Origin of the sequence: Phaeobacter sp. NW0010-22, from assembly GCF_040365955.1 — a bacterium.
Classification (GTDB): Bacteria; Pseudomonadota; Alphaproteobacteria; order Rhodobacterales; family Rhodobacteraceae; genus OMPR01.
In genome coordinates this window covers 86,232-107,203 of the sequence record NZ_BAABWT010000006.1, presented here as the reverse complement: position 1 = coordinate 107,203, position 20,972 = coordinate 86,232, and the positions used below count along the sequence as shown (strand labels likewise).

Sequence of the window (20,972 nt, the reverse complement as noted above, 5' to 3'; positions counted from 1 at the left end):
GCTGGCCCTTAGGCTTTCCAGGTTTTATGAGGCGCGTACCAGTTCATCATTGGACCGTTGGGATCACCCTCGTAGCCCTGAACCTTGTTGCTCACCGCATCGATGAAGTCGTTGAACATTGGCAAGATCAAGCCGCCTTCGTCACGCACCAGAGAGCCCATTTTGGAATAGATCTCTTTACGCTTGGCATTGTCCAACTCAGCACGGGCCGAGAGCAGCATTTCGTCAAACTCAGGGCGCTTGAACTTAGTGTCGTTCCAGTCCGCTGTTGACAGATATGCCGTGGTGTACATTTGGTCCTGAACCGGACGACCACCCCAGTACGAGCAGCAGAACGGCTGTTTGTTCCATACTTCCGACCAGTAACCATCGTTTGGTTCACGCTTGATTTCCAGTGGGATGCCAGCGGCTTGAGCTGACTGCTGGAACAAGGCCGCGGCGTCCACAGCACCAGGGAAGGCACCATCGGCGGTCCGCAGAATGATGGGCGAGCCATCGTGACCAGACGCTTTGTAGTGCTCAGCTGCTTTTTTCATGTCGTAGGCACGCTGAGGGATCGAGTCATCAAACAACGGATAAGCCGCGTTGATGGGCATGTCGTTACCGACACCACCGTATCCACGCAGGATCTTGTCGACCAATTCCTGACGGTTCACAGCGTATTTCAGTGCCAACCGCAGTTCGTTGGCATCAAACGGTGCTGTGTCAACGTGCATGATGAAGACATAGTGACCACGGCCCGAAACGTTCTGAACGCTCAGAGTTGGCGCGCGATCCAACAGTTGAGCGATCTTGGGCTCAACGCGGTTGATCATGTCAACTTGACCAGACTGCAGGGCAGCTGTCCGTGCTGTGGCGTCGTTCAGTACGATTACTTCGGAGCTTTCGTAATGGGCAACGTCGTCGTTCCAGTAATTCGGGTTCCGCTTGTAAACCTGACGAACGCCGGGCTCGTCGCTTTCCAAGATGTAAGCGCCTGTGCCGATTGCAGCAGCTGGATTGTCAAATCCGCCATCGGGCTGGATCATCAGGTGGTAGTCGGCCATCAGGTAGGGAAGGTCAGCATTGGCTGTCGCCAAGGTGACTTCGAACACGTCACCATCGGTGCGCATTGATTCAATGCCTTTGACGATGCCCAAAGCGCCTGATTTCGAATCTTCGTTCGAGTGGCGTTCCATAGTGCGCATGACGTCTTCGGAGGTGACGGATTTACCATTTGAGAAGGTAATGCCGTTGCGAACCTTGAAGCGCCAAACCTTGGCGTCTGCGGAGGCTTCATAGCTTTCAGCGACCAGACCTGAGAGTTCACCGTTGGGGCCAACTTCGAGCAGAGGTTCCGCCCAATGACGGCCGCCCGCGATTGGAACATCAGAAGCCCACAGTGCTGGATCCTGAGTGTTTGTGCTTTCGCCACCCTGAACACCTTGGCGCAATGTGCCGCCTTTTACCGGACCAGCGGCGCGGGCTGCGTCTGCGAACATAGTGCTGGCAACTGCGGCGGAAACGCCCAGTGCTGCGGCTTTGCCCATAAACTCACGGCGGGTCATTTTGCCTGCTGTGACTGTCTTGGACATAAATTCGAGTTTATCGTTCATGGATTTCTCCCTGTCTTGAGTGGTGACACTTTGGTGCCTTTTTTGTTGATTGGTGAGTTAAGTTTGCTCATTTCGGTGCATCGGGCAAGCCTCAATGTCGCAGGTTTTTCGCATACGAAGTCAGATTTGATGTCTTGGAATTTGATCCTCTACGTCGCGTTCGTATATAACAATGTCGTTTTCATACGCAAACAGTTGAGCTGCAAGGTAGAAATGGTCGCGGTCGGCCCACATCTGACAACGTGTTTCTGTACGTAATTTTATTTCGCCGCGCTGCATTTCGTCGGTCCAATGGCAGTTGCCACGTGCTGAAAGGGGGTCATCTGGGTGAATCACCCATGTTTCGCGCGCGATCCCACCGCTGATCAGACCATGGATATCGTCTTGCACTTTGCCAAAATCATCTTCGATGATCAGACTTATGTGGCCTGACGCTTGGTCGATTTCTGTGCGGCGGATGTTGCTTCCTTCACGCAGGGTCGTGGTCTTCCAAGGTGGGTCTGACTCGGCAGGTGGAAAGATCCATTCGTCGTTCTGCCCAGACGGGCGGAGCGGCAGATCGATCTCGCCCTTTTGCAGCTGCAATGTCGTCTGTTCAGGCGATGGCCAGATCAGGGGCCAATAACTGGTGGAGATGGCCACGCGAAGACGGTGCCCCTTGGGAACACGATAGGCGATGTGATCCAGGTCGAGCACGGCTTCGACACTCTCTCCCACAGGTAGCGGCTGCGGGTCAGAATGGCTGTCGCGATGCGTCAGATTGAGAACGCCATAGGTGATCCGTGAGGATGAGCCATCGGGCAGGATGTGATTGAGGCGGACAGCGATCTGCGCCTGCAGAGTATTCGCGCTGAGGGTTAGGCGAATGCGCGGGGCGCCAACTATATCGAGGTCCTGATCCAGAACAGGCCCTTCAAAACAGCACGACAAAGCGTCATCAAACCTTTGATCACCGGGCAGTTCTGGTCCGCCAAAGAACGCACCATATTCCCCGGCTTCCATGCCGCAATGCTGTGGCGTGCCGACCGTTGCTGTGAGTGGGCCATCTGGCCCTAATCCAGTGTCCGTCAGGTGATGGGTTTGCACAGGTAAATGCGAGGTGGCCCCTTTGTCTTCTGCGATCCAGCGGCCGGGGCGATGATCATAGATCCGTTCGGGCGCGATGCCATCCATCAGGTAGGCCCGGTAGTCGGGATCATCCTCAACCCCGGTAGGGATGTCTTTGAGCCAGCGATCCCACCACCGCAGCGCCTCTTGCAGAAACCCGATGCGTGGACCGGGGATCGCGAAATGCGGGTACTTATGTATCCAGGGCCCGTTGATGCCTTTGACAGGGGCTGAGATATTTTCGACCAGTGAGGGCACGGCGTTGATATAGCTGTCTCCCCAGCCACTTATGGCAAGGGTCGCGGCTTTGATCGAAGAATAATCTTCGCAGACCGAGCCGTGTTCCCAATAGGTGTCCCGGGCTTGGTGACGCAACCACTTTGAGGTCAGGAACGGCTCGTTTTCCAAGCGGTTCAGCCACATGTCACGCCATTTGTCCCCGACCAAAGCAAGGTCAGGCGCGCGTGATGAAAAGCACCACATGGTCGCGCCCCAACCGAGGTTCTCGTTCAGCAGGCAGCCGCCCTTGTAATGGATATCGTCTGCATAGCGATCTACCGTCGAGCAGAGTGTGATAATCGCCTTGAGCGGTTCGGGCTGCATGGCGGCGACTTGCAGGCTGTTGAATCCGCCCCAACTGATCCCCATCATGCCGACTTTGCCGGTACACCAATCTTGCGCTGCGAGCCAATTGATCACCTCAACTGCGTCGTCGAGCTCTTGTTGGGTGTATTCATCCTCCATCAACCCTTCGCTGTCGCCGTTGCCGCGCATATCGACGCGGACACAGGCATAGCCCCGTTTGGCGATATAGGGGTGGGTCAGCTCATCGCGGGCGGTGGTTCCGTCCCGTTTGCGATAAGGTAGATATTCAAGGATCACTGGCACAGGGTCGTCACTGGCGTTGTCCGGGCGCCAGACCCGGGCGGAAAGACGGCAGCCATCTGATAGGGTAATCCCGAGATCGGGCAATTCTTCGATATCGCGCAAGGCGTTGAGTTTAGAAGTCATACAGCGACTGTCTTAAGCCGCGCGCAGAGAGTCAACGGCGACTCGCGACCATTTGAAGTGGGATCGCGACGAATTCAGGTCCGGATTGCGACGAGCAAATCCATCACATTTGTCCCAGTTGGACCCGTTGTCAGCAACGCGTCATGCGCTTCGAGGTAGGTGCCGCTGTCCGCCGATATTGCAAATTGGGCGCCATTCTCTGTCCATGTGGACCCGTCGATAATGCCGCCAGCATCTTGGGTCGGGCCATCGGATCCATCTGTTCCGCCAACAACAACGACCAGATCAGGGTGATCCGCGATTTGTTCGGCCAGAGCAAGAGCAAGTGCTTGATTGCGGCCTCCCCGGCCGGGCGCAGGGGGGAGTTTTACCGTTGGCTCTCCACCCAAAATCAGGACACCTTTGTCCATGGAGCGCAATTGAGAACCAACGTGCACTGCCAAAGTCGGCAAATCGGCATGCAGCGATTCCAAATTTGCCACAACAGATAGGCCATATGTTTTTGCCGCTTGCGCTGCTGCGTCGCGGGCATGGGTGTTGCTTGCGATAATTTGGGTGTGTGTCGAAAACGTAGCGGTTTCGGGAACCATGCCGATCCCGGATCCAATCACGTTCAGATCATCGCCCGGCACATCAGAGATCGCCAAAACGTCGACATGTGCACCGGGGAAGAATCCCAACAGACCGCCGCTTTTGATGCGTGAGAGCTTGCGCCGTTGGGCGTTCATTTCGGTGATGTCTTGTCCGGACGCCAGCAACTGCGCGTTCAATGTTGTTAAATCCGTCAGGGACACGCCCGGCATTAGATCCTCGGCAAGCGACGAAGCCCCACCGGAGACAAGCAACAGAAGGCGCGCGCTTTTAGGTTGGGACATCACGGTTTCACGTAAGGCTGCCCCGGCATGCAAGCTACGTTCGTCGGGCACGGGATGCGCGGCTTCGATCAGGTCAGCGTCCTGAGACAAGGCGTTGCCGTGACCGTCTTTAGTCACGACCAAACAGGGTTTCTGGCCGAAATGATCGAGTGCTGCTTGTGCCATGCTCGCCGCTGCTTTGCCGACGGCCAAGATTTGATCAGGAGGGGCGAGCTCTTGAATCGCACTTTGTGTGGCCGCATATCCGCCGACGGCATCAACCCCGGCCTGCCATATTTTCAGGGCTGTTGCGCGTGGTGTCATTACATGTCCATCCATATCGTGACGGGGCCGTCGTTGGTCAGATCAACGGCCATATCCGCCCCGAATTGACCGGTTTGCACTGGCAGGTCTTGGGCCGTCATTTGATTGGCAAAATATTCATACAAACGCTCGCCATCCGCAGGCGCGGCGGCGGTCGAGAACCCGGGCCGGTTGCCGCGTGACGTATCTGCAGCCAGAGTGAATTGACTGACGACCAAAACGGCCCCGCCAATGTCTTTGACAGAGCGGTTCATCTTTCCAGCGTCATCGGTAAAGATGCGCAGTTTTGCAATTTTTGCCGCCAGTTGGTCAGCTTGCTTTTCGCCGTCACCCTGCATGGCGCAGATCAGGATCAGCAGGCCGGGGCCAATCTGACCAATGATGTTCCCTTCGACGGTGACGCTGGCTTGGGTAACACGTTGAATTAATGCGCGCATGTTAGGTCCTGTCGTGTGGGGGCGTGGGCACCGGGGTGCGATACGCTGAAGCTGGCGGCTTGGATGCCGGAGTGTAAAGCGGATTTCAGAATGTTTGGAGCGAGGAGTAAGGGTTTCTCAAGTGCATCTTGGCGATACAAGGCGGCAAGAAACCCAGCATTGAAGATATCGCCAGCGCCAACTGTGTCCTGCACTTCGACCAAGGGTGCAGATATCGTGTAGCTGTCTTGCCCGGACACCGCTGTTACCCCATCAGCACCCTTTGTATGAAGAAAGAGCGTGTCTGCCTGCAGGTCGGGCAGGGGGCCGAACCAGTCCAGATCCTCGTCCGAGACTTTGATGATATCCGCCAGTTTGATTAGTCGAGACAACCGCGCGCGGTACGTACTTTGATCACTGACCAAACCGGGGCGAATGTTGAGATCCAGATAGATCAAGTGATCATGGGCAGCTTGGGAGGCCAGTGTTTCAAACGCATCTGCTGCCGGGGCGTGAATGAGGCTGATACCACCAAAAACCAGCGCCTGCGCGCTGTTTGGTAAATCGGGCAGGTCTGTCGTTGCATAGCTGCGCCCGGCGCTGCCCTGATCATAGAGATCAAACCGCGTGCCACCATCGACGACATGTGCCAACGCGACAGTCGTCGGGGCCGGGCTGCGGGTCACATGTGAAAGGTCCACCCCCTGCGTTTGGATATGCGCAAACAGCCGTATCCCCATTGGGTCATTGGAGAGCGCGCCGACAAAGCCGCAGGGGACATCTTGGCGTGCCAAGGCGATGGCCGTATTGACGGCGCCCCCCCCCGGAACAGGGCGAAACCCGTGCCCTCCGTCGGACAAGGCAGCGGGGACAAGATCCATCACCGCCTCGCCACAACAAAGGATCACGGGGTCCGTCATCCCCGCCAGTCCACGATGTCATCGACTGTGGCGCGGTCGGTTCTGAACCCGTTGGCAGGGTGGGTTGTATCAGCATAGCCAAAAGAGATTGCGCAAAGGATCAGCCTGTCGTCAGGTATCTCAAAATAGCGGTGCAAGAATGGCCCATAGGAGGCCACGGCAGCCTGTGGAATCGAGGCAACATTCAAAGCTTGTGCGGCTAGGGTAAAGGCGGTCACAAAACCACCGCTGTCCATAGCCCCGTAAGCGCCCAGTTCCTTGGGACTGGTAATGATTGCACAGTGTGGTGCACCAAACAGGGCAAAGTTTTGCATCATCTGTTTGCCCGACCCGACACGGTCACCTTTTTCGATACCGACTGCGTCATACAAGGCAAAGCCGCATGTGCGACGTCGATCCTGATAGATCCCGGTATATTTTTCTGGAAAGGGAAGATCTGGTTTGGGGGCGCCGCTGGAGACTTCGGCCTGCAATGCTGCGCGAAACGACTCTGTCTCTGCTCCACTCGTCACAGTTACCTGCCATGGCTGGGCGTTGCACCAGCTGGGGACGCGTCGAGCTGTGGTGATGATGTCAGAAATCTGGGATTGCGGCACGAGATCGGGCAAAAACGCCCGGCAGGAATGGCGCTGCTTCATCAGCGCTTCCAAGTCGGTCAATGTCATTGTGGGTTCTCCTCTTGCGCGCACTTTGCCGCCGGGAACAGGGATGCGCAAGAGCAGGGGTTATTGGTTTGTGGCGATCATGTAACCGACGCCAGCAGCCACCAAAAGACCCAGCACAACGGCGATCGTAATCTTGATTGCGGACCATGGACGTTCGCCCTGAACCCGCCCAGTGCGACCGTTGACAACAAAGCGATAAGTCTTGCCCTGATATTTGTAGGCAGCCAGCCAAACAGGCAGCAGAATATGTTTAAACGTGACATCTGAAACGGCCGTATCAATGTCGTGGATGCGCTGGCGATCCCCCCCAATGTCAAACCGCACATCACGCTCTATGACCCGTGCCATATGGGCTCGTGCTTCCTTGTAACCGTCTGTCAGGTCAACGGTATAGGCTTCGGCCCGGAACCCGGCGAGGTACTGCGGCTGATAGGGTTCCAGTGCTGGCAGGTCCCAAGGCTCCAATGCATCGGTGTATTTCTTTGGCAATGAGGCCGACGCCAAAACCAACACGTCATCAAAAAACCGGGCGACGCGCCCGGCGACCGACCGCCAACGCACCTTTGCAACCTGTTCCTGCACTTGCTTGCCATCCCGTGTGACAGTGCGGGTCACGTAATAGACGGTGCCGCGTTCGCCGCGGTAGCTGGATTTGGTATCGGCATCAAAAGTCCAATAGGGCACATATATGCCCTGCATTTTCCGTCCCTTGCGTGCGTATTGTTTCAAACCGCTTGGGGCGAACCACAAGCCGCCAAGCCAATCTGTCATGGCAGCGTGGGCCGCGCGCTCTTCCAACGCAAAGGGAAGAACTCCGCGGGGTTTAATGTGCCGGTTAATACCTGTCCCCGTGACAACCGGGGTGGCGCAAAACGGGCACTCGGCCGCGTGGGTATCTGGATCGAATTCAACCTGCGCGGCACAGTTTGGACAACTCAGGACCTTGGTTTCTTCGATTTCGCTGGCGGGCAATTTTTGTGCCACGGCTGCATCGAAATCCAATTCGCGCAGACTGGCGCCTTTCCAGGGACCAGCCGAGATCAGTTCGGAATGCCCACAATGGTCACACGTCAGCGACCCATCGCTGGGACTGAAGCGGTAATCAGCGCCACATTGATCACAAGGAAAGCGGTGGTCGGTTTCAGAAGAAGTCACGGCAAAACCCTTAGAGGTATATATGCGGAATGCGGGGTGCCACGACCCGCAGTGCATTATCTTTTAGCCAGAAATGGCGCCAGAGATGAAACGCAATATGCAGACCAATCAAAAGGATCAAGCCATCAAACAGCAGCTCATGAACCTCTTGAGCGAAGTTATGAAATCCCTTGCCCCCGAATCCCTGATTGATTGGAACAGATCCAAATGCGTGGATCACAAAAGGGGCTGCTAAACCTGCAAGCGCCCCCGATACTATACCCACTGGCACCCCGATTTGCAGGGCTTTGTGTCCAATCGGGTCAAAGGTCTTCACCCATCCGGGCAGTTTAGGTCCGGGGTGATCGGTCAATCCCTTTGCCAAGTACATCACAATCCACACCATCCCGACAGCGGCAAGCACCATCCCGGTGTGCAGATCTAGTCCAGCCGCCGGATCTGATGGCACGTTTTCGGGTTCGACCACAAAGAAATACAGGGTCAACCCAAAGGTTGACCAATACAGCCACTTCACAAGGGCGCGGCGTGTCATAGCTTAGACCCCGGGCGGTGGGGGCGGAGGCAAAATAGTGAACAATTGGGCCAGCTCTCGTACATCCTCGGCCCGTTTCCACCCGTCTTGACCCGCAGTCCACACAAAGGTGTCGCGCGTTAAGGCACCTTCGGTCGCCATGCGTCCGAGTTTGGCTTTCGAAAAGGGGCCGCTCGTTTGGCCGTTTTCCGCGATATGCCAAACATGCTCTACCGGTGGGGGTGGCGGCGCTGCCACAGGTGCTGAGGGGGCTGCGGCAGCGGGGGCAGGCGCGCCCCACGGGCCGGACGATTGCCCCGCTGCCATAGAACCCATCTGCTGGGCCATTGCCATGCCCATTCCCATACCCAATCCGGCGCCCATACCACCACCGCCACCGGGGGCGCTGGCGGCGGCGGTCATCGCTTCGGCGGCTGAATATTGCGTGAACTTGCCCAGATCGCCGGCCAAGCCCATCGAGGTTCGTTTGTCCAATGCAGCCTCAACCGCCGGTGGGAGCGAGATATTTTCGATATAGAACTCGGGCATCTCCAGCCCATAACCCTCCAGAACGGGAGAGACCTCGGCCGCGATCAGTTTGCCCAAGTCCGCCGTGTTGGCCGCCATGTCCAATACCGGAATGCCTGAGCTTGCGATGACACGGGAAAACTCCTGCACGATGATGTTGCGCACCTGATACGAGATTTCATCCATGGTGAACTCACCATCCGTCCCGACGATCTCGACCAGGAACCGGGCCGCGTCTTTGACCCGAACCGTATAGGTGCCAAACGCGCGAATACGGGTGGGGCCGAATTCGGGGTCGCGCAGCATGATGGGGTTTTTCGTGCCCCATTTCAGGTCGTTGAAACGGGTGGTGTTGACGAAATAGATCTCGGATTTGAATGGGCTTTTGAAGCCGTGATCCCAGTGCTGCAGGGTTGTCATGATCGGCATGTTGTTGGTTTCGAGCATGTAAAGCCCGGGCGTGAACACATCCGCCAGTTGCCCCTCGTGCACAAACACGGCCGCCTGACCTTCGCGAACTGTGAGCTTGGCCCCGTATTTGATCTCGTGGCCTTCCCGTTCGAACCGCATAACCATCGTGTCGCGGGTGTCATCCACCCAATGGATTACATCAATGAATTGGCCGGATAGAAAGTCGAAAATACCCATGGTCTGGTCCTTTTGTAATCTCATGTACCTCTCAGAGAGGTTGCCCCGTTTTTTCCATTGCAATGGCTTGGGTTAGGGGGCGAATTTCATCCGCTCCCATTCCCTGCTTCAAGCGAGGATCATAGAGCATCTGCAGCAGAATTTCGTCGTGACTGGTGAGCAACGCAAACTCGTCGTCGTCGTTGAAAATCGAAGGGCGCGCACCGGGGGAGTCATTTGGCAGACCCAAGCCCTGCGCAATCTCTTCGTGGATACAGGACAGGCGAACCAGATCCGGGTGTTCTGCCCGGATCAAGGCAACAGCCTGCGTATAATTAAACGGATTTCCCGTGTCTGAGACCGCTATCACAAGGCAATAAAACGATTTGGGCAGGGTTTTAAACAGATCCAGCTGGCTGGTGCTCATCGTTGGGATCAGCTGTTTCAGACGCTGCTGCACAAAGGGGGCATCGTCTTCGCCCGCTACAAAGACATGAAAATTGGCATTTCTAGGCGTTGCGGTGATGGAGTGTCCGGTAATCCGTTTTAGACGCGCGGCATAGGCGTCGACATTCTTCTTGTCCAACGTTCGCTGATCAAGTGGCACGCTCGCACCAAATTCGGTGTTGATCCGGACGGGGCCTGACCAGCGGCTCAGCTGGCCACTGGAGCGTCGTCCGTTGGGCGAAAGTGCGCCACGCGTGTATTCATCATAGAGCGCGATATTTTCAAAGTTGCGCACCAGATCCTCGGTATCAAATGGGGTGTCTGGTCCGCCTCCATCGGTGCGCAACAGACCGCGCGTGAGCAGATCGCTCTGAACTTTGACATAATAACGCTCCAGATCGATGCTCTTTGCGGACCTTGGCACAACGGTGTCGCCGATAGGCGCCAGGCCCGCAGGCCTTGCCTGTGGAAACGGCGTCCGGCGCGGGGTTGCATCGCAGGCCGACAGCACCAAGAGCGCCGCGCATGTCGCCGCCCCGGTACAGAGTTTTATGCCAGTCCGCAGTGTCAATTTATCAACTTGGAACCGCGGTGCTGGCGTTGTCGCCAACCCCATCTTTGCGGGCCTTTGCCGCGGCTAGTGTGTCGCGCAATTCGCCCTCCATCTTTTTCAGCTCCTCTTCGGCTGCAGCCCGATTGGCTTTGCCTTGATCAGCGATTTGCAGGCTTTCCTGAATGGTGCCAATCAGATCAGCGTTGGCCGCCTTAACGGCTTCGATATCAAAGACGCCGCGTTCCATTTCTTCGCGGATCATCTTGTTGGATTGGCGCAGGTTTGCCGCGTTCGAGGTCAACAGCTCGTTCGTTAGGTCGTTTGCATCTCGTACTGCTGCCGCAGCTTCGGCGCTGCGTTGGATGGTGACGGCTTGTGCAAGTTGAGTTTCCCAAAGGGGAACCGTATTCACCAGTGTCGAGTTGATCTTGGTGACAAGGGATTTGTCATTTTCCTGAACCAAGCGGATCGATGGCAGCGATTGCATGGTGACCTGACGGGTAAGTTTCAGGTCGTGCACACGGCGCTCAAGATCGTCGCGCGCGGCGCGCAGGTCCCGCAATTCTTGAGCGCGCATGACTTGCTGCTCTTCTGGAGCAGCGTCTACGGCTGCTTCCAATTCAGGAATGTTTTGACTGTCCAGCTCGGTCAGTTTCTCTTCGCCAGCCGCAATATACAGGGCCAGCTCATCATAGAAATTCAGTGTCTTTTCATAGAGTAAGTCGAGCGACTTGATGTCCTTGAGCAGGGTGTGCTCGTGACCCAACAGATCATCCGTGATCTTGTCGATTTGGCCCTGAACCTCTTCGTAGCGCGCAGTGAACTGTGCAAAGGGGGCTGCACGTCCTAACAACCGCTCCCACCAGCTTGGCTTGCGGCGCACATCCAGCTCGCTGACGGAGAACCCGCGAATGGTGGTGACGATGTTGCGCAATGAATCGCCTGCGGGACCAACATCCTTGTTGCGCACATCGGCCAACATCGCTTGAGAGATTTCCTGCAGTTCGGCCTGTGCCCCTGACCCAAATGAAACGATTGAGTTGGTATTGCTCATGTCGACTTCGTTCATCCGTTTGCGGATTTCGGCGCCGACGGGAGCCTCTGCCTCTTCCAACGGGACGATATCCGCTGTGGGTTCCGGCAGGACAATTGCGTTCACTTCTTCGACCAAGGCTTGGTTTTCCTGCGCTTTTTGACGGATCGTTTCAGACATGAGTGGTTCCTCGTAACAGATGGGCCGGTCAATCCAGCCGGACGCCTTCGCGTTGAAGCCGCTCGCGCAGCACATCAATTTCAACAGTCAGGTCGCTGCGATCATCCAGCAGCATCTTGCGCGTACGCGCGGTGAAGTTTCGTTCCAGATCGTCCAGTAGATCCGTGTAGTCGCTAAGCGCCTTGGGATCGCGACTGCGGGCATAGAAATCCGCAAATTTAACAGTCGCATCACGGGCACCACGTAAATAGACAGTCAGGTACTTTCGTGCCCCTGACAAGTCACGCGGGTCTTCTTCTACTGTGCGAAACAAGTCGCGCGCGGTGTGTTGAAACCGTTCCACGCGGGCCTCGATCTTGCGGTCTTTGGCGCGCAGAATAGCATCTGACATATCTGTTAGATAGGCTTCGGCCTCATCCACGGCGCGCGCGACACGGTTTTGCTGAAAGGTATCGATGCCTTCCATGCCCTTGTCTTTCATCGGATCAAAGCCAAAGGCCACAACGTGAAGTACGCTCGCGACAACGCCGAAAAGCAAAGGGGCCAGGGCGGTTGCGGCTGAAACGCTGTCAACATCCATGTAATCATGTTTGAAGACAGCCAGTGCCACACCAAGGCCAGTCAGAATGGACGCGCCTGCTTTACGTGGAAAAGCAGGGCGCTTGGCCACGCGGCGTGCAGCATATGCCGCCTCAGCGCGCAGACCTTCGCGCAGCAGCAAGGCAGCGCCGGTCAAAAGACCCGCGGCCCCAAGGCCGAGGGTTAGCCCAACCGCGCCATCGTTCAACGAGGAAAAGACAAGCGGAATGGCCGGGACGAACAAGAGGTTGGTGCGGCCACCTGCAGGGTCAATTTGGGCCCCATCAAATTGCCCACGTTGCGGCGCATCCTGATCAGATGTGGGTTCAGCATCGGGGCTGAATTTACCGCCATAGCGTTGCGCCATTCCTATAACCCTCCGAGCCATCCGGTGCAGACACCAAACAGCAATATGATCAGAGCGGTGTAGGCTGTCTTTTGTACGCCGTTTTGCGACATGCCGAATTCCCTAGTGTTCTGCTTTGCAAGAAATCTAGGGGATGAGAGGCAGGCTTGCTAGGGGGAAGGTTGCACTAACTGGCTCAGGACCGTGGCTTTTTGGGGCCGCCACGGGTTTGAGGGGGGCGACCACCGCGACTGGAGTCGGGGCGTTGACCGGGTTTACTGCCCGGTTTGCCACCTGGCCGGCCCGTTGGTTTTCCGGTTGGTTTTGCACCCGCGCGATCAAACGATTTTCCGGCAGGCTTACTGCCTGACCGATCAAAGGTTTTCACGCCCGGTTTTCCGGTTGAACGGCCTGTTGGTTTGGCGCTGCCGCGGCCTGTGGGGGCGGCAGCGGGTTGGGCCGGGCCGGGGCGTCCGGCCATGGTCGAGGGGCGTTTACGTTGCGGTCGGGCCGGGCGTTTGGGCGGGCCGTCAGGTTGTGGTTCAGCTTCCAGCCCCAACTGGTCTCGCATCACGCGGCGGCGGACTTCTTCGACCATGCCGGGTTTCAGGTCGCCCAGTTGAAACGGCCCGTAAGATACGCGCATCAAACGGTTTACATAGAAACCGACGTCTTCCAGAGCGCGCCGAATTTCGCGGTTTTTCCCCTCGCGGATCGAGATGGTCAGCCACGCATTTGCGCCCTGCTGCCGGTCCAGTGACACTGTCATGGGCTGGAATTTTTCACCATCAATCAGCAGACCACGACGTAGCGGGGTAAAGTCATCCTCTTGCGGGCGGCCATTGATACGGACGCGATATTTGCGCAGCCATCCGGTCGAGGGCAGCTCGAGTTGGCGTTTGATTCCACCGTCGTTGGTGAGCAGCAAGAGGCCTTCGGAGTTGATGTCCAAACGGCCGACGCTCATCACGCGGGGCATGTCTTCGGGCAGGTCGTCATAGACGGTTGAGCGGCCCTTTTCATCGCGGTCCGTGGTCACCAGGCCGGTGGGCTTGTGATAGAGCCACAGGCGCGCGGGTTCCGGATCGCGCAGGGGTTTGCCCTCTACGGTGATCTTGTCTTTGTCGGTCACATTCAGCGCGGGGCTGGTGATAGTTGCGCCGTTGACGGTCACAAGACCTGCTTCGATCATGCGTTCGGCGTCACGCCGCGAGGCGACACCGGCACGGGCCAGAACCTTGGCGATCCGGTCGCCTTTGGGGGGCGACGCAGGCGTCGCGGAGGGAGGGGTTTTGCTCATCCAATGGGCTTTAGACCATTCCGGGGGATTGCGAAAGGGGGGCACAAGGGGCAGGGTAGGGCATGACCTTCAAATCCCATATGAATCAAGCGCTTGACCAAGCACGTGCTGCCGCAGAACGGGGCGAAGTTCCTGTAGGCGCGGTGTTAGTCGACCCAAACGGGCAGGTTGTGGCCGTTGCGGGCAATCAGACGCGGGCCCAGTGTGACCCCACCGCCCACGCCGAAATTGTGGCCCTGCGCGCGGCCTGTGCGGCGGCGGGGTCTGAGCGGTTGGTGGGGTATGATTTGTATGTAACGCTAGAGCCTTGCGCGATGTGCGCGGCGGCGCTGGCGGCGGCGCGGGTGGGGCGGATTTACTATGGTGCGTCGGACCCGAAATCGGGCGGCGTGGCCCATGGCGCGCGGGTGTTTTCCCACCCCCAAGCGCACCACAAACCCGAAGTCTATGATGGCATTTCCGGGGCTGAGTGCGAACAGATTTTGAGAGAATTTTTCGCGCTGCGACGCGGCGAAAATGGGTCTGACATCGGGGGGTGATATGCGTGCACCTTACGTGCAACCCCCGTGCACCGCCGCGGCGCAGCATGTTGTTGGTGGTTAAGCTAGTCCGTTTTTAGCGATTTCCGCGTTCATCCAGTGCGTTTCACTTTGCATATGATTGGGGCGAACATATTTGCCTAGATTGGTCGGTATTTGCGTCACTGTGAAGGCCTTCGAGGTGCGAACCACAAACCCCTCTTGTGTAGAGAGATCAAGGCCCGCGATAGAGGACTGGAACGCTGGCTATTCCAAGTTCGCTGAATTTGGCCAAGGTATCATCCCAAGATTGAACCACGTCGTCGACGATCCAAGCGAAACCTAAAAAAATAGCTGGGCAGGTTGTCATAGCCGATTGAATGACGCGCAAAGAGATATTCACCGACGATGCGCTCATTGGCGGCGAGCATTGGGGATATACCGGCAGCGAAGGCTTTTACCCAATCGCGAGAGGGATGATACCGCGCGTCTGGGCTGCGCGGGTGGCAGCCCTCAGAAAAAATCGTGGTGTTTTCACCGCCCACTTTTTCGGTAATGACAACCTCTGCTGCTGCGAGGAGAGGTGACATGTCGCGCATGAGATGGGCTTAACCTCGAGCGATGTCACCGGGTGAATGGGATTGGGGGCGCGCAAAAACAGCCTCGAATACTTCAAGTATAAAACATCTTGACGGATGGTCGGGTTTCTAGAATGTCTTGAGTCGTAATCTGTGTGCGAGCAGGGGAGAGCAAGCATGTCATGGCCATCCAATTCTGGTGTTTCCGACGAACAGCGACAGGACTGGAAAGAGCGTTTCTCTGAGAGCGATGCGGCGGCGGGGATTGAGGTCACTGAGGAATTCGAGCCGTTCAAGCAGCGCAATGACATGTTCACGCGGGCGTTCTGGGATGAGAGCGTGCGCAGCAAGCAGACGGATGCGTTTTTCTCGAGCTATCGGATGAAGGCGAGCTATCGCAAGGGCGATGGGTTCCGGCAAAAGGATTTTGCGCTGCGCAATGCGAGCTGGTTGATTTCGGACATCATCAGCAACCGGGGCGGGGACAGTGGCAAGCGCGAGGGGTTTCAGGCTCCGATTGATAATGACACGCCGGTGGCCGAGGCGCGGGTTGAGATTGACGACCCCACGTTGATGAGTGCCGAAGTGAAGCGCATTGCCAAGTTCTTTGGCGCGGATCTGGCGGGGATCACCGCGATGGATGAGCGGTGGCTGTATTCGTCGCGGGTGGATACGCGGGATTTCTCGGAGGCGGAGAACGAACTGCCCGAAGGGATGACCAGTGTCATCGTGTTGGGCCATCAGATGGATAAAGAGCTGGTGGCGACGTACCCCTCGGCCTTGGCCGGGGCGGCAACGGGGCGCGAGTATTCCCATGAGGCGGCGATCATCATGCAGTTGGCGGCCTATATCCGCAATCTGGGGTACGAGGCGGTGGCGTCGATGAACGACACGGGGCTGGTCATTCCCTATGCGATCAAGGCGGGGTTGGGGGAATATGCTCGCAACCAGCTGGTGATTACGCCGGAGTATGGGCCGCGACTGCGGTTTTCCAAGATTTTCACCAACCTGCCGCTGGATCATGATCTGCCTGCCAAGATGGGTGTTGAGGAGTTCTGTAACATCTGCACGCAATGCGCGGATGCCTGCCCGGCCAAGGCGCTGCCGTTTGGGGAAAAGACGGTGAGTGAGGGGGATGCGGCGTCGGCCATCAAGGGGGTGCGCAAGTGGACCTCGGACGCGAAGGCGTGTTTTGGCTATTGGGCCAAGCTGCAGTCGGATTGTGCGATCTGCATGCGGGTGTGCCCGTTCAACCGTGAGTTTGATACGTGGCAGAACAAGCTGTGGCTCAAGGTGGCCTTGTCCCGCTGGCGCGAGTGGGCGTTGTGGTGGGACAAACGCAGTAAACGTGCGGATCGGCTGAAGCCCAAGGAGTGGTGGGGCGGCTCGCCCGAGGCCTGAGTCAGAGACCTTGGTACAGATAGGCCTCGCGATTGGCGCGGTGGTATTCCAGCGCCTCGGGGTCGACGTTTGAGGGATCGCAGGCGGTGAGGGCCATGAGGCCGAAACCGATGAACAGGACTGTGAAAGTCTTGCGGGGCATGGGGCGGATCCTTGCTGAGCGTTGCGTTACGAGCGGGTTGCCTGATCTTGCAGGGTGGTGAGGATTGACATCGCCTGTGTGCTGTTGCCTGCGGGAACAAAGACATGATCGTGGTGGTGGGCCGCGACCATGTTGCAGGGGATGTTCTGTGCCCCAAGTGCGGCTGATACAGCGGCGGTCAGTCCAACCCCGGTGAGAGATGAATAGACGTTGAGAGTGATACACCGCATGGGGTCGTCAATGGACAGGGCACGGGATCGGGCCACATCGAGGGGCAGGATCAGCGAGAGACCTTCGGCCTCTTTGAAGGTTGCGAGTGCTTGAGGGATGAGAGCGGCGGCCAGATCAGTGTCTTGGGTGGTTGCAAAGACAAAATCGCCCGCGATCAAGGTTGGGGTCATGCCGGAAATCATATCGTGGGCGGTTTCTGAGATCTTCTGCATCTGGGCCTCTTTGATTGGGGGATCGGCCCCGGATAGAGCGGGGTCGATGGTTTGGTTGGTTAGGGGACCGCGACGATATTGAGCGGGATTTCAGCCAAAGCCTGACCACCTCTTGGGGTCACAACAAAGCTTTCGGTGATGGCGACGCCCCAATCCGGGGTCCACAGGCCGGGCATCAAATGAAAGGTCATGCCGGTTTCCAGGCGGGTGGTGTCGCCGGGGCGCAGGCTCATGGTTCGTTCACCCCAATCGGGGGGGTAGCTGAGGCCGATGGGATAGCCGGTGCGGTTGGCTTTGACATAGCCTGCGCGGGAGAAGCTGTCGTAGACGCAGGTTGCGATCTCTTCACAGGTGACACCGGGACGGGCTGTGGCGAGCGTGTCGGAGATTGCGGTCAGCACCGCCTCTTCGGCGCGGCGGATGTCGGCAGGCACCTCGCCCAAGAACAGCGTGCGGCTGGCGGGGCAGTGGTAGCGGTGGAAGCAGCCGGAAACCTCGAAATAAGTTGCCTCGCCCCGTGTCAGGGGGCGGTCGTTCCATGTGATATGTGAGGCGGAGGCCTCGAGCCCAGAAGGGGCGATGGGGGCAATTGCGGGGTAATCGCCCGCCAGTCCGGGCAGACCAGCAATGCCTGCGGCCTGGACCTCGGCGACGAGTTCGTTCTTGCGGCGTCCTTCGCGAAAGCCCTCGCGCAAAACCGCATGCATATGGGCGGTCAGGCGCCCGGCTTTGCGCATCATCTCAAGCTCGGTTTCGCTTTTGACAGCGCGTTGCAAGTTCACAAGGCTGGTGGCGTCGGCAATGGCGGTGCGCCCAAAGGCGGTTTCCAGAATACGGTGGGCGGCGGCAGAGTAATAGTAGTTGTCCATCTCAACCCCCAGCGCGCCGGTCCAGCCGCGGTCCTGCAACAGGGTGACGAGAGCGTCATAAGGGTGGTGATTGGGGTGTTGGACGTGCTCTTCGGGCCAGTCGAACAGGTTTTCTGTGCCGATCCATGTGGTTTGTGCGGCGCCTGCCTTGTCCTGTGTGCGACCCCACCAGAGCGGCGTGCCCTCAGACGGGAGGATGACCACTTGGGGGACATAAAAGCTCCAGCCGTCATAGCCGGTGAGCCAGGCCATGTTGGAGGGATCGGCGACGATCAGGGTTTCGATTCCCTGCGAGGCCATAGCCGCGCGGGTTTTGGTCAGGCGCTGGGCGTATTCTTGGGGCGTAAAATCGGATGCAGGCACTTTTGCCCCTTTCTCTCCATCTGGCGGGAGCAACCCGCAGTCTGGGGTCAGGCAATGTGTAAACAGAAGCTTTGTCTAGTCTGAAAGCGAAACCATCGGGTCGGTGGTGGTGTTTTGCAAGGGAAAGAGGTGGTCTAAAGAGAGATGATCAGGATCAGCCGGACTGTTTGGAGTGGATGATTTAATGGCGGTTTTGCGGACAAAGCTGCCGTTTTCCGGAAACCTTTGAACGGCCGCTTAAAGAAATCAAGCACTGATCAGCTTACAACAATCCATCATTTAGCGCGCGGCTCTTTTTGGGGTTTGTACTTTCCAAGTAGGTGACTAGTCTTGCTTGATGGATGCGATTGATGATCTTAATCACTGGATGATGACCGAGGGTCGTTGTTCAAATGACCCTGTCAAAGTGGTTTCGCATTTCTGCGCGACATTGATAGACGCGGGCGTCCCGCTCTGGCGTGTGAACATCGGCCAGCGCTTCGCAAACCCGCTGCTGATTGCTTGGGGTGTGGTCTGGACTCCCGAAGGCACGGAAAGCTACGATGTCACACACGCGCGCATGGTCACCGACGGCTATTTGGGTAGCGCTTTTGATTACATTTTGACAAACCAGCGCGCCCTTCACAAAAACCTGCGCGACCTTGACCCAGAAAAGGATCACTCTTCCTATCTTGAATTTGCCGCAGCGGGAGGCACAGATTACTATGCCACCCTTCTGAACTATGGGGATGGGTCCCAACACGGCTGCACATTTGCAACCCAATCAACGCTTGGCTTTTCACCCAAACAATTGAACATGATCGAAGCCGCCAAACCCGGACTTGCATCGGCGATGGAGCCGGTGACGATGCGCAAATCTTCAAAAAGCCTTCTGCGCACCTACCTTGGGGACGGTCCCAGCGAAGCGGTTTGGAATGGCACTATTCAACGCGGCGAACGGACAACTCTTGACGCTGTGGTAATGTTCTCTGATCTACGTGGTTTCACGGCACTCTCCGACAGCTCCAGCGAGAGCGAAGTCTTTGATGCTTTAGATGCCTATTTCGACGTTGTAGTGCAGTCGGTCGAGGAAAATGACGGCGACGTGTTAAAGTTCATGGGTGACGGCATTCTGTCTATCTTCCCAATTCGGTCGACAGCTGATCGGCCACACCAGTGCCAAAATGCGGTGACCGCAGCAAGGGGAGTGCTCGCCGGATTGGCTGCGCTCAATGAAAAGCGCGCAGACGCAAGCAGGCCACCTTTGGACATTGGCATCGGCATCAATGTGGGACAGGTCAGTTACGGTAACATCGGCAGCCCTGGCAGGCTGGACTTTACGGTGCTTGGCGGGGCAGTCAACGTTGCCAGCAGAATCGAAGGCTTGACCAAATCCCTCGGGCACCGCGTGCTCGTAACCCGTGCTATTGCCGAGACATCCCCAGAATTGTTTGCAATGTGCGGGTCGCACGAGGTACGTGGGCTCGTACATTCAATTGATCTTTTTAGTCTTTCCGAGCTTAATCTCTGATACCAAACTAAGTTCAGTTAGCAGCGCTTCTAACGCAGATAAGTCATTCACACGTAGTGCAGCAATCGACACTTCGGGCTCACAGCCGCCGTTCGCCGCGTCAGCTCACCAGATAGGCACTCATGCCTGAGGTCAAGGGCGGCAGAGCGGACAAAGGGTGAATTAGCTGTAGCGGCATCAATGCCTGCTTTTAGAAAGAGTATGTCCGTCCTCAAGAGCAGAAGGCTGGAATTCTTTGACGTACGTAAACATCAGGTTCCTAAGTTCAGAAAACGACATATCAAGGTCATTTGAAGTCATATATAGCCCATCCAAGCCAACTGATTTGTTGAACCAACGCGTTATGGTTGCTGACCACGTAAACCCGAACTGATGAGTGCCTTCAGAGGCTAGTTGCAATCGTATCGCCGAGTTTCGTCTGTGAGACCACACAGAAACACGGGAAAACGCCGACCACGGAATTTCTTCTTTAAAGGAGCGTTTATCGACGAGCCCGTTTGGGGAGAGTCTGACAGGAGTTTTCTCACCAAGAATCAACCTCACAAAAAGCTTAGTGGAGATCGAACCAAAAACCAGCACTGATAGCCAACCATGCAATACAGAGATCTCGCCGCGAGTATCGACAGCCCCTCCTTGGATGAGCCAAACTCCCGTCGCCAGGAAAATACCTCCTATACCTAAAAGTCCGATTAACTTTGAAAGGGATCGATTAACTGTTCTTTGGCCGAGGGCGACAGGTTTCATTCTAGCTCCAAAACGGGCTTGTGCGAAGTTCAGATAGCAGCCCTTGGAGTCGACGACGACATCAGCAGTTCGGGCTCAAACCGGTCATTGAATTGCGGCGCTCTTCGCTTCCCTTTTATCGCGCGGGATTCGAACGCTTTGCGTATCTTATACGCTCTGCCGTCTGAAAAATTCGCCCACATCTAGCCGCACTTCCAAGGCACTCTAATCTGTCATATAGTCGAAACAGAGCCAACGGTAGGCGTTGGCTCCG

Annotated in this window: 21 protein-coding genes; 3 read left to right on the top strand and 18 right to left on the bottom strand. The window is 56.9% G+C overall.

What is annotated here, in order from left to right:
- Positions 1–8 precede the first annotated feature (8 nt).
- From ABWV33_RS14255 to ABWV33_RS14195, 13 genes are all read right to left on the bottom strand, one after another.
- Positions 9–1,595 carry an ABC transporter substrate-binding protein gene (locus ABWV33_RS14255; RefSeq protein WP_113823407.1) on the bottom strand — a complete coding sequence of 529 codons (1,587 nt, stop codon included), beginning with the start codon at positions 1,593–1,595 and terminating at the stop codon, positions 9–11.
- 120 nt (positions 1,596–1,715) lie between these two features.
- The gene (locus ABWV33_RS14250; protein WP_353331672.1) at positions 1,716–3,713 is read right to left on the bottom strand and encodes a CocE/NonD family hydrolase; all 1,998 of its coding nucleotides are present in this window, start codon (positions 3,711–3,713) and stop codon (positions 1,716–1,718) included.
- 74 nt (positions 3,714–3,787) lie between these two features.
- Entirely contained in the window at positions 3,788–4,891 is a 1,104-nt protein-coding gene (locus tag ABWV33_RS14245; protein ID WP_353331670.1) for a DUF4147 domain-containing protein, read from the bottom strand.
- Entirely contained in the window at positions 4,891–5,328 is a 438-nt protein-coding gene (dtd, locus tag ABWV33_RS14240; protein WP_121999689.1) for a D-aminoacyl-tRNA deacylase, read from the bottom strand. Before dtd ends, ABWV33_RS14245 begins: the two co-directional genes overlap by 1 nt.
- Positions 5,316–6,227: a carbohydrate kinase family protein gene (locus ABWV33_RS14235; RefSeq protein ID WP_353331668.1), complete on the bottom strand. Its 912-nt coding sequence runs from the start codon at positions 6,225–6,227 to the stop codon at positions 5,316–5,318. Before ABWV33_RS14235 ends, dtd begins: the two co-directional genes overlap by 13 nt.
- A complete protein-coding gene (locus ABWV33_RS14230) occupies positions 6,224–6,892 on the bottom strand; it encodes a nitroreductase (RefSeq protein ID WP_353331666.1) in 669 nt (222 codons plus the stop codon). Before ABWV33_RS14230 ends, ABWV33_RS14235 begins: the two co-directional genes overlap by 4 nt.
- A gap of 60 nt (positions 6,893–6,952) precedes the next feature.
- On the bottom strand, positions 6,953–8,047 hold the full coding sequence (locus ABWV33_RS14225) for a TFIIB-type zinc finger domain-containing protein (protein WP_353331664.1): 1,095 nt from the start codon (positions 8,045–8,047) through the stop codon (positions 6,953–6,955).
- Positions 8,048–8,057: 10 nt separating this feature from the next.
- Positions 8,058–8,579: a cytochrome b/b6 domain-containing protein gene (locus ABWV33_RS14220; protein WP_353331662.1), complete on the bottom strand. Its 522-nt coding sequence runs from the start codon at positions 8,577–8,579 to the stop codon at positions 8,058–8,060.
- A 3-nt stretch (positions 8,580–8,582) separates the two neighbouring features.
- A complete protein-coding gene (locus ABWV33_RS14215; RefSeq protein WP_353331660.1) occupies positions 8,583–9,734 on the bottom strand; it encodes an SPFH domain-containing protein in 1,152 nt (383 codons plus the stop codon).
- Between the two features lie 31 nt (positions 9,735–9,765).
- Positions 9,766–10,725: a DUF2927 domain-containing protein gene (locus ABWV33_RS14210; protein WP_353331994.1), complete on the bottom strand. Its 960-nt coding sequence runs from the start codon at positions 10,723–10,725 to the stop codon at positions 9,766–9,768.
- Between the two features lie 10 nt (positions 10,726–10,735).
- The gene (locus ABWV33_RS14205; protein WP_353331658.1) at positions 10,736–11,926 is read right to left on the bottom strand and encodes a toxic anion resistance protein; all 1,191 of its coding nucleotides are present in this window, start codon (positions 11,924–11,926) and stop codon (positions 10,736–10,738) included.
- Positions 11,927–11,954: 28 nt separating this feature from the next.
- On the bottom strand, positions 11,955–12,872 hold the full coding sequence (locus ABWV33_RS14200) for a 5-bromo-4-chloroindolyl phosphate hydrolysis family protein (RefSeq protein WP_353331656.1): 918 nt from the start codon (positions 12,870–12,872) through the stop codon (positions 11,955–11,957).
- Positions 12,873–13,047: 175 nt separating this feature from the next.
- Complete coding sequence (locus ABWV33_RS14195) at positions 13,048–14,151, bottom strand: pseudouridine synthase (protein ID WP_353331654.1); 1,104 nt, start codon at positions 14,149–14,151, stop codon at positions 13,048–13,050.
- 62 nt (positions 14,152–14,213) lie between these two features.
- On the opposite strand from ABWV33_RS14195, the gene ABWV33_RS14190 reads away from it, so the two are divergent.
- Positions 14,214–14,690 (top strand): nucleoside deaminase, encoded by a 477-nt coding sequence (locus ABWV33_RS14190; protein WP_353331652.1) that lies wholly within the window; start codon positions 14,214–14,216, stop codon positions 14,688–14,690.
- A 278-nt stretch (positions 14,691–14,968) separates the two neighbouring features.
- Here the strand turns inward: ABWV33_RS14190 and ABWV33_RS14185 are convergent, their stop codons facing one another.
- Complete coding sequence (locus ABWV33_RS14185; RefSeq protein WP_353331650.1) at positions 14,969–15,259, bottom strand: RNA ligase family protein; 291 nt, start codon at positions 15,257–15,259, stop codon at positions 14,969–14,971.
- A gap of 165 nt (positions 15,260–15,424) precedes the next feature.
- On the opposite strand from ABWV33_RS14185, the gene ABWV33_RS14180 reads away from it, so the two are divergent.
- Positions 15,425–16,648, top strand: a complete 1,224-nt coding sequence (locus tag ABWV33_RS14180) for a reductive dehalogenase (RefSeq protein ID WP_121999677.1) — start codon at positions 15,425–15,427, stop codon at positions 16,646–16,648.
- Position 16,649: 1 nt separating this feature from the next.
- On the opposite strand, the gene ABWV33_RS14175 is transcribed toward ABWV33_RS14180, so the two are convergent.
- From ABWV33_RS14175 to ABWV33_RS14165, 3 genes are read right to left on the bottom strand one after another with little or no spacing between them, the layout of a single operon-like run.
- The gene (locus ABWV33_RS14175) at positions 16,650–16,790 is read right to left on the bottom strand and encodes a hypothetical protein (protein ID WP_162930768.1); all 141 of its coding nucleotides are present in this window, start codon (positions 16,788–16,790) and stop codon (positions 16,650–16,652) included.
- Positions 16,791–16,816: 26 nt separating this feature from the next.
- On the bottom strand, positions 16,817–17,233 hold the full coding sequence (locus ABWV33_RS14170) for an ACT domain-containing protein (protein WP_353331648.1): 417 nt from the start codon (positions 17,231–17,233) through the stop codon (positions 16,817–16,819).
- A 59-nt stretch (positions 17,234–17,292) separates the two neighbouring features.
- A complete protein-coding gene (locus tag ABWV33_RS14165; RefSeq protein ID WP_353331646.1) occupies positions 17,293–18,465 on the bottom strand; it encodes a M24 family metallopeptidase in 1,173 nt (390 codons plus the stop codon).
- A 337-nt stretch (positions 18,466–18,802) separates the two neighbouring features.
- Between ABWV33_RS14165 and ABWV33_RS14160 the strand changes: the two genes are divergently transcribed.
- Positions 18,803–19,975, top strand: coding sequence for an adenylate/guanylate cyclase domain-containing protein (locus ABWV33_RS14160; protein WP_353331992.1), 1,173 nt, complete (start codon positions 18,803–18,805; stop codon positions 19,973–19,975).
- A gap of 177 nt (positions 19,976–20,152) precedes the next feature.
- On the opposite strand, the gene ABWV33_RS14155 is transcribed toward ABWV33_RS14160, so the two are convergent.
- Entirely contained in the window at positions 20,153–20,719 is a 567-nt protein-coding gene (locus tag ABWV33_RS14155; protein ID WP_353331644.1) for an STM3941 family protein, read from the bottom strand.
- Positions 20,720–20,972 lie beyond the last annotated feature (253 nt).